General features: G+C 69.8%; 7 protein-coding genes, 1 pseudogene and 1 riboswitch. Of the genes and pseudogenes, 3 read left to right on the top strand and 5 right to left on the bottom strand.

The annotated features are described in order from the left end of the window. The coding region (locus A9X05_RS00105) for a DNA polymerase IV (RefSeq protein WP_197498848.1) at nt 1-879 on the bottom strand (879 nt) is incomplete at its 3' end. 49 nt (nt 880-928) lie between these two features. Between A9X05_RS00105 and A9X05_RS00100 the strand changes: the two genes are divergently transcribed. Then, nucleotides 929-1,432: a hypothetical protein gene (locus A9X05_RS00100; RefSeq protein ID WP_067778346.1), complete on the top strand. Its 504-nt coding sequence runs from the start codon at nt 929-931 to the stop codon at nt 1,430-1,432. Between the two features lie 12 nt (nt 1,433-1,444). Here A9X05_RS00100 and A9X05_RS00095 read toward each other — a convergent pair whose 3' ends face one another. Further along, nucleotides 1,445-2,170 carry a hypothetical protein gene (locus tag A9X05_RS00095; protein WP_067778344.1) on the bottom strand — a complete coding sequence of 242 codons (726 nt, stop codon included), beginning with the start codon at nt 2,168-2,170 and terminating at the stop codon, nt 1,445-1,447. Nucleotides 2,171-2,352: 182 nt separating this feature from the next. Between A9X05_RS00095 and A9X05_RS00090 the strand changes: the two genes are divergently transcribed. Together A9X05_RS00090 and A9X05_RS00085 are read left to right on the top strand one after the other, a co-directional pair. Further along, entirely contained in the window at nt 2,353-2,784 is a 432-nt protein-coding gene (locus A9X05_RS00090) for a hypothetical protein (protein WP_067778342.1), read from the top strand. Nucleotides 2,785-2,899: 115 nt separating this feature from the next. Continuing rightward, nucleotides 2,900-3,622: an SHOCT domain-containing protein gene (locus A9X05_RS00085; RefSeq protein WP_067778340.1), complete on the top strand. Its 723-nt coding sequence runs from the start codon at nt 2,900-2,902 to the stop codon at nt 3,620-3,622. Between the two features lie 182 nt (nt 3,623-3,804). Here the strand turns inward: A9X05_RS00085 and ileS are convergent, their stop codons facing one another. From ileS to A9X05_RS00070, 3 genes and pseudogenes are all read right to left on the bottom strand, one after another. Then, the gene (gene ileS, locus A9X05_RS00080; RefSeq protein ID WP_067778337.1) at nt 3,805-6,942 is read right to left on the bottom strand and encodes an isoleucine--tRNA ligase; all 3,138 of its coding nucleotides are present in this window, start codon (nt 6,940-6,942) and stop codon (nt 3,805-3,807) included. Between the two features lie 319 nt (nt 6,943-7,261). After that, the gene (locus A9X05_RS00075) at nt 7,262-7,501 is read right to left on the bottom strand and encodes an Rv1535 family protein (protein ID WP_067778335.1); all 240 of its coding nucleotides are present in this window, start codon (nt 7,499-7,501) and stop codon (nt 7,262-7,264) included. Nucleotides 7,502-7,789: 288 nt separating this feature from the next. After that, nucleotides 7,790-7,959: riboswitch (M-box (ykoK) riboswitch) on the bottom strand. A gap of 300 nt (nt 7,960-8,259) precedes the next feature. Continuing rightward, nucleotides 8,260-8,489, bottom strand: a pseudogene (locus A9X05_RS00070) (nitronate monooxygenase); the annotation flags it as partial.

Genomic DNA, 8,489 nt, shown 5'->3' with positions numbered 1-8,489 from the left:
GCTCATGTCGGACTTCTTCAGCTTCACGGTGACGGTGCGGGCGCCGCGCCCGTCGCGCAGCAGGCGCTGATGCGCGTGCTCGGCGATCGGGTCGATCGCCTCGCGCAGCTGCTCCAGGGTGGTCAGGTCGACCGCGAAGGTCGATTCGGAGCTGATCTGCTTGGCCTCGGCGCGCTCGGCGACCGGGCGGTCGTCGATGCCGCGGGCGAGGCGGTGCAGCGCCGGGCCGATCGTCGCGCCCAGGATGTTGGCGGCCTCGGCGTCGGTCAGCGCGGCCAGCTGGCCGATGGTCTCGATGCCGAGCCGGTTGAGCTTCTCCTCGGCGACCGGACCGATGCCCCACAGCCGCCGCACCGGCAGACCGCCGAGCAGCGACCGCTCCTCGGCGCGCGAGACCACCCGAATTCCGTCGGGTTTCGCCAGCCCGGACGCGATCTTGGCGATCTGCTTGCCCGAGCCGGCGCCGACCGACGCGATCAGGCCCGTCTCCTCGCGCACCCGTCGCCGCAGGCCCTCGCAGAATGCCTCGACATCCTCGGCGGACGCGCCCGCGAGGCCGGGCGGTTCGCCGAAGCCCTCGTCGAACGACAGCTGCTCGACGACCGGCACCACGCTGCGCACGGTGTCGAAGACCCGCCGGCTGGCCACCCCGTACACCACCCCGCGCGGCGGCAGCACCACCGCGGTCACACCGATCAGGCGGCGGGCCTGGTGCATCGGCATGGCAGAGCGGGCGCCGTATACGCGGGCTTCGTAGCTGGCCCCGGCCACCACACCCCGCCCGCCCAGGCCGCCGACCAGCACCGGCCGGCCCCGCAGCGTCGGCCGGGTGAGTTGTTCGACCGAGGCGAAGAACGCATCCATGTCCAGGTGCAGCACCCAACGGGACTCCACACTTCGGAATGCTATTGGTCTAGCGTCGAGAGGTATGGAGCCTCACGGCGCCGACGCACCGAGGTCTCGGTGGGAGCGCCTGCGCCACCAATGGGACCAGCGGCTGCAACCCGGCGAGCAGGCCACGGTGCTGGCCTGGACGTCGTTCACGCTCACCTTCGCCGGCCTGCGGGCGCTCACGCACTGGATCCGCGCCGGCCATGGCCCCTCGGGTGGTGGTATGTCCATGGGCGGGAGGCACTTTCACCACTACAACATCGGCATCGGGATGCTGGCCACGGTCGGCGCTGTGGGTCTGCGCGGAACCGACAAGCAACGGCGGCATCCCGCGGCGGCGGTCGCGTACGGCGCCGCGAACGCGATGATCGTCGACGAGCTCGCCCTGCTCTTGGACCTCAATGACGTCTACTGGGCAAGCGATGGCCGCGAGAGCGTCGACGTCGCGGTCGGGCTCATTGCCACAGGCGCGACCGTCGTGGCGGGCATGCCGTTCTGGCCGCACGCCCACCGCGCGCTGCGCTCGCGATCGGCCCGATAGCGCCCCGCTCGCTCAGGGATGCTGCAGCGGCTGCGGGTGGATCGGCTGCGGGTGAACCGGCTGTTGCGGGACCGGTGGGTGGCAGGCGTAACACTGGATCGGCCCGTGGCCGCTCGGCGCGGGCTGACCGCCGCCCTGTTGCTGACCGCCGCCCTGCTGACTGCCACCTTGCTTGGGCGGCACCCATACCGGAACGGGCACGGGCACGATGACCGGCGGGTTGTTGACGGTCACGTCGGGAGGCGGTGCCGGTGGGCCCGGAGCGGCTGGGGGCGCCGCGGGTGCCGGCGCGGGCACGATCACGACGGGCGCATCCCCACCGCTGACGGCCCCGGGCGCGACGTGCCCCGCGTCCGGAGGGGAGGCCGGCGGGGCCGGCGGGGGCGCCACCGCGCTGGGCGCCTGCGGCAGCACCGACCCGACACTGGAATTCGGAACCACGACGGCGGGCCTCTGCTCCTTGGCGCCGGACCCGTCGATCAGCACCAGGCCCAGCCCGGCGACCGCTCCGAGCGCCGCGACCACGGCCCCGGCCACCAAGGCGTTCGTTCCCCTCGGGCGCGGCTTCGCGGTCACGGCCGTGGCCGGAGAGTCCTCAGGCGCGACGGGCCCGGACAGCGAGCCGTCCTCGAGCTCGGGGTCGCCAAGCGGGCTCGACGCCCACGCCTCGGCCGTGGTGAGCTCCTCGTACGGGGTGGCGGCGAAGGTCGTCGACCGGAAGTCTTCGATGATGCTCATGGCGTGTTCCTTAGCTGTGCTCGCGGCCCCGGTGGGCCGCCGTCACAGGTAGGAGCGGCCGGCCCGGGCGGCGCGGACACTTTTTTCGAGAAAAAATGCGGCGAATACCTCATGCGCCGAAGCGGCGCGCTGGTGCACAGTAGGTGGGCGAGCGCTCGGGAATGGGACGTGAAAGGACTGCCGTGTCGTTGTTGGGAACCCTGAAGGCGGCGCGGGCCGAGGCACGGCGCGCCAGAGACGCCGAGTTCGCCCGCCTGGTCGCATTGCCGCCGACGGAGGAGCTGGCCGCGCAACTCATGGCCGCATTCGGGCCCGACGGGCCTAAGCGCGGCAAACCGTTGACGGAGTACGACTTCATCAAATGGGTGCTCCGCCGGGCGGAGTTCACCTCCCGCGGCCAGCGAGCCATGAGCTTCAAGAAGCTGGTCGGGCCCGTGCGCGAGGCCCTGCAGGTGTTGGAGCACAGCGAACTGGTCTACCTGAGCGTCGGGGGCGAGGGAAAGCTCGACAACTGGCATCCCACCAATCGGGGAATGGTCGCGCTGGACGAAGGGTACGACGCTGTCGCGCAATGCATCTCGGCCCGACGGTTGGGGCAGGACGGAACCCGATGAGCCGAGGGGCCGGCGCCACCGAGGCCGAATTGTTGGGATCGGGAGCGCGGCCGCGACGGTTCGCTGGCATAGCGATGCAGACCACCGCCCAAGGGCACCCGCGAAAGGAACGATCATGAAGTTCAGGGCCCGCGCGCAGCACGACCCGGCGCTCAACCAGCAGGCCGCCGCCGTGGCGGCGGAGATCCTGCGTCAACCGGTCGAGGCCGCCACGCGATGCGAGCAGACTTCGACCAAAGCCATGCAGATGTATCCGTCGGCCGGGGGCGAGGTGAATTGGCGAAGCGTGCCCAACGGCACCGGCCTACCGAAGAGTTTCATCCTGGCGGTCACCGCGTCTGGCGTCTACGCGCTCGAAGACAAGCAGCACCGCGGCGTCCTGGTGCCCGGCAACGTGCTCAAGACGTGGGATCGCTCGGGTTTTCGGGCCCAGGCCGGCAACGACGTGGCGGCCAGGGCGCGCGGGCTGCCCGACGACCGGCAGATCATCACCCTATGGCTGCCGATCGACGGCGACAGCGGCCGGGTGGCGCAGCAGATCGCCGCGCAGCGGGCGGCTTCCGGCCAGCGCATCCCGGGCCTGCCGCACGCCTTCGTCATCGCCAAGGACGAGTCGGGCCAACGCATCATCGACGCGCTGGGCGCGGCGGCGCCGCCGCAAGGTGCCGGGCCGAACATCGTCATCGGCGGCCGGCGGCTCGAAGACATCGTCGCGGGCGCCGCCCCGCAACGCCCGGCCGCCGAGCGCCTGCGCGAGCTCGAGGAGCTGCGCGCGGCCGGGGCGATCAGCGACGCCGATTACGCCCGCAAGCGGGCCGAGATCATCGCGGCGATCTGAGTCGCGAGGGCCGCTGGGCGCGGGCCCCGGGGGCGCCGCCCGCCCGCGGCACGTCGTTGCGCCGTTGCGCGGGGCGCGCGGGCAACCCCGGCTATGCCGGTGCTGTTGCTCGTTTCCTACCGCCACGACGAGAACGGCGAAGACCATACCCGCGGATCGCCTTCATGTGCCCCTGACGGGGGCTACGCCTTGGCGATGCTCACCCGCACGCCGTCGCCGATGTCGGCGCCGTCGGCCGGTTCACCGAATTCGAAACTGGTGGCCAGGATTTCGCCGGCGATCAGGTCGCGGTGGGTGCGCGCCCAGTCGGCGCGCTCCGCCGGCACCGACATCACCACGCTGATGCGGTCGGACACGTCCAGGCCGGTCGACTTGCGCAGCTCCTGCAGTTCGCGGATGCGGTCCTTGGCCCAGCCCTCGGCCTCCAGCTCCGGTGTCACGGTGCCGTCCAGCACCACCAGCCCCGCCCCGTCGGGCAGAGCGGCAGTGAACTCCGGGTCGGCGGCGACCAGCCGGGAGCTGTACTCCTCGGGCAGCAGCACCGCGGGACCCGCGCTCAGGGTGCCGTCGGGGTTGACCACGCCCTCCCCCGCCTTGACCGCCTTGATGGCGGCCTGCACGTCCTTGCCCAGCCGCGGCCCCGCCACGCGGGCGTTGACCGTGAGCTCGAAGGAGCCGTAGGTGTCGATCGCGTCGGTCAGCTCGACGCTCTTGACGTTGAGCTCGTCGGCGATCAGGTCGGCGAACGGCTCCAGGCTGTGCGGATTCTCCACTGCCACAGTCAGTTTCGGCAGCGGGAGGCGTACGCGCAGCTTCTTGGCCTTGCGCAGCGACGAGGCGGCCGAGCACACCTCGCGCACCTGGTCCATCGCGGCGACCAGGCCGGGGTCGGCGGGCAACGCTTCGGCGTCCGGCCAATCGGCGAGATGCACCGAGCGCCCGCCGGTGAGGCCGCGCCAGATGATCTCGGTGACCGACGGGAGCAGCGGCGCGGCCAGCCTGGCCGTCACCTCGAGCACGGTGTGCAGGGTGTCGATGGCGTCGGGGTCCTCCTCCCAGAACCGCGAACGCGACCGTCGCACATACCAATTCGTCAGCGCCTCGGTGAACTGGCGCAGGTGCTCGCAGGCCCGGGAGATGTCGCAGCTGTCCATCTCACGGGTGAGGTTGTCGTGCAGCTCGGCGAGCTTGGCCAGGATGTAGCGGTCCAGCACCTGCCGCGAATCGGTGCGCCAGGCACCGGCTTTGGGCGCGTAGAGAGCCAGGAAGCTGTAGGCGTTCCACAGCGGCAGCAGGACCTGGCGCACGCCGTCGCGGATGCCCTGCTCGGTGACGATCAGGTTGCCGCCGCGCAGGATCGGCGACGCCATCAGGAACCACCGCATGGCGTCGGAGCCGTCGCGGTCGAACACCTCGGACACGTCCGGGTAGTTGCGCAGCGACTTGCTCATCTTCTGGCCGTCCGACCCGAGCACGATGCCGTGCGCGACACAGGTTTTGAACGACGGGCGATCGAACAGCGCGGTGGCCAGCACATGCAGCGTGTAGAACCAGCCGCGGGTCTGCCCGATGTACTCGACGATGAAGTCGCCGGGATAGTGGCCGTCGAACCAGTCGCGATTCTCGAACGGGTAATGCACCTGGGCGTACGGCATGGAACCCGAGTCGAACCACACATCGAGCACGTCGGGGATGCGCCGCATGGTGCTGCGGCCGGTCGGGTCGTCGGGGTTGGGGCGGGTCAGCTCGTCGATGTAGGGCCGGTGCAGGTTGGTGGGGCGCACCCCGAAGTCGCGCTCCAGCTCGTCGAGGCTGCCGTAGACGTCGATGCGCGGGTAGGCGGGGTCGTCGGACTTCCACACCGGAATCGGGCTGCCCCAGTAGCGGTTTCGCGAGATCGACCAGTCGCGGGCACCCTGCAGCCACTTGCCGAACTGGCCGTCCTTGACGTGTTCGGGATACCAGGTGATCTGCTGGTTGAGCTCGACCATGCGGTCGCGGAACGCGGTGACCGCGACGAACCACGACGACACCGCCCGGTAGATCAGTGGGTTGCGGCAGCGCCAGCAGTGCGGGTAGGGGTGCTCGTAGGTTTCGTGGCGCAGCAGCACGGCACCGTTGGCGGCCGCCGGGCCGCTGCCGTTCTTCAGGTCGCGGATGATGTGCGGGTTGGCGTCAAAGACGCGCTGCCCCTGGTAATCCGGCACCGTGGCGTCGAAGCGGCCCTTGGAATCGACCGGCGTCACCGGCACGATGCCCACCTTGTCGGTGGTAGCCATGTCGTCCTCGCCGTAGGCCGGGGCCATGTGCACGATGCCGGTGCCGTCCTCGGTGGTGACGAACTCCCCGGGCAGCACCTGAAAAGCCTTGGGGCTGTCCATGAAATACGGGAACGGCGGAAGGTAGCGCGTGCCCAGCAGGTCGGCGCCGGAGTAGGTGCCCAGGATCTCGGGCTCTTCCCCTTTTTCGAAGCCGAGCTCGCGGGCGTAGGCGGCCAGCCTCGGCTGCGCCAGCACGAACCGGTGGTCGCCGGAGCGGACCTCGACGTAGGTGACGTCGGGGTTGACGGCGACCGCCAGGTTCGACGGCAGCGTCCACGGCGTCGTCGTCCACACCAGCAGGTGCGCGCCGTCCAGCGCGCCGCCGACCACCTTGAAGCCGACCGTCAGAGCCGGGTCCTGCCGGCTCTGGTAGACGTCGTCGTCCATGCGCAGTTCGTGGTTGGACAACGGGGTTTCGTCGCGCCAGCAGTACGGCAGGACCCGGTAACCCTCGTAGGCAAGCCCCTTGTCCCACAGCTGCTTGAACGCCCAGATCACCGATTCCATGTAGGGCAGGTCGAGCGTCTTGTAGTCGTTGTCGAAATCGACCCAGCGGGCCTGACGGGTCACGTACGCCCGCCACTCGTCGGTGTAACGCAACACCGACGCGCGGCACGCGTCGTTGAACGCGGCGATCCCCATGTCGTCGATCTGCGATTTGTCGTTGATCCCGAGTTGCCGCTCGACCTCGAGTTCGGCGGGCAATCCGTGCGTGTCCCAGCCGAACCGGCGCTCCACCTTGTAGCCGCGCATGGTGCGGTACCGCGGCACGATGTCCTTCACGTAGCCGGTGAGCAGGTGCCCGTAGTGCGGCAGCCCGTTGGCGAACGGCGGGCCGTCGTAGAAGACGTATTCTTCGGCGCCGTCGCGGTTGGCGATGCTGGCGCGGAAGGTGTCGTCCTGCGCCCAGTAGTCGAGGACTTCCAGTTCCAGAGCCGGGAAGTCGGGTGGGCCGCTCGCCGGCTTGGGATAAGCCCGGGCTTGCGCGTTCTCTGTCACGGTGGCGTCGTCTCCTGCGTGCCTATGGTCAGGCCGGGGACGACGACGCGCTGTCTGCGCGAGCGCCGCGGTACCACCCCGCTTGCCACGCCGTCGCGTGGCCGCTCGTTGGAGGCTGTGACGGGCCCGCCCGTTCGGTTCTACTGAGCCGGTTAGGGAAAGAGGCCGGCTGTTCTTCCGAAGGCTCCCCGGTGATGCCGGATCGACGCCGATGGCCCGATTCTACTCAGGCGAATCGCCCCAACGGGCTACCTGGCCTCAGGAAACACCTGCGGCCGGGTAGCCCCTTGGAGCCTTGGTTGGTCGCTGCCCATGGGAATCAGGCCTGGATTTCGAGCACACCGGCCCGCAGCAGCGCCGCGTACAGGTGGCGCAGCGGGATGCTCAACAGGCGGGTGGCGCCCTCCACCAACGGGTCACCCACGACAACGTGCGGCGGGTTGCCCCGGCGGCTGACCTTCTTGGGCGCGGGGGCCCGGGTCGTCTCGACGTCGCGCACCACCGTCAACTTGCGGGTGGGCGCTGCGGTTACCACTTCGTCGTGCAGAGCTGCGGTCATGGTCGTCTCCTGACGGGTTCGAACGGGGGACTGATTGGATGGACGTGCCCCGTCCCGTAGCGGTTCCGATCCCAGAACGCTTGGCCGATAAGCCAGTTAGCGTGTGCGACGCCTCAGCCGAGGACGCCGTGCCGGAGACCGGATCGGGACGAGACGGAGTTCGGACTTCGATCCGGACTATCGCTGGAACTCATGTGTCCCTCACCTCCTCGCGGTCACGACGCGTGCGGTGTGTCCGCACACGATTGCGCGCAGCATGAGGAGCAGAAACCCGACGACCGTCGGCGATCCGCACCCCTCTCGTCAGAGCTTTGGCACCACACGACGTGTCCGGTTGTCCGGAAGCCACCTGGGCTCAACCCTTAAGCCGGGAGGAGCTGTCCTGACCCGGGGCGTCTTTCGACGTTCGGGGTCAGTGGCCTGTATTCGTGTAGACGCCTCACCTAACGAGGTGCATACCCGACCGATAATGCACGACGGGTCCGATGGGGTCAAACTCATCGGCACGGGGTTTCGCAATCTTTACGGTTCTGTGCGGCGGCCCCACAGGTTTCTGCCAGGATCACCGCCCTGACCTGGGCGTACGACTCGGCCGCTGGACATCTGTTGTTCATTTCCGGTTTGCCGGTCGGGTCGTGGCGGCCGGCAAGCCCGGGGCGCAAACGCGCGTGCGTCCAGGGCGGGGGTCGTCGGCGTGTCGCCGCCGTGGGCGCACACCGAAAGCCGTGGGCGCACTCGCGAAACGGCGCCGGCGGGCGTCACCGCTCGACGAGGCCCTCGAGCCGCCCGATGGTGTCGATGAACTCCTCGACCATGTCGAGCACCACCGTTCGCGCGGGGCGAACCCGGTCGAGCGATCCGACCACCTGGCCGACGAAGTAGGTGGCCAGCTCGCGCGCCTTCGCCCCGGGGTGCGCGGCCGCGGCGTTGATGCGCACCTGCGGCTCGGTGACCAGGGCGGTCTGCAGCGGCATGCCGAGCGGGTCGG

The sequence above is a fragment of the Mycobacterium sp. E3298 genome, assembly GCF_001666895.1.
Taxonomy (GTDB): Bacteria; Actinomycetota; Actinomycetes; order Mycobacteriales; family Mycobacteriaceae; genus Mycobacterium.
Note: the sequence above shows the minus strand (reverse complement) of the source record. Positions and strands in the feature narration are given on the sequence as shown.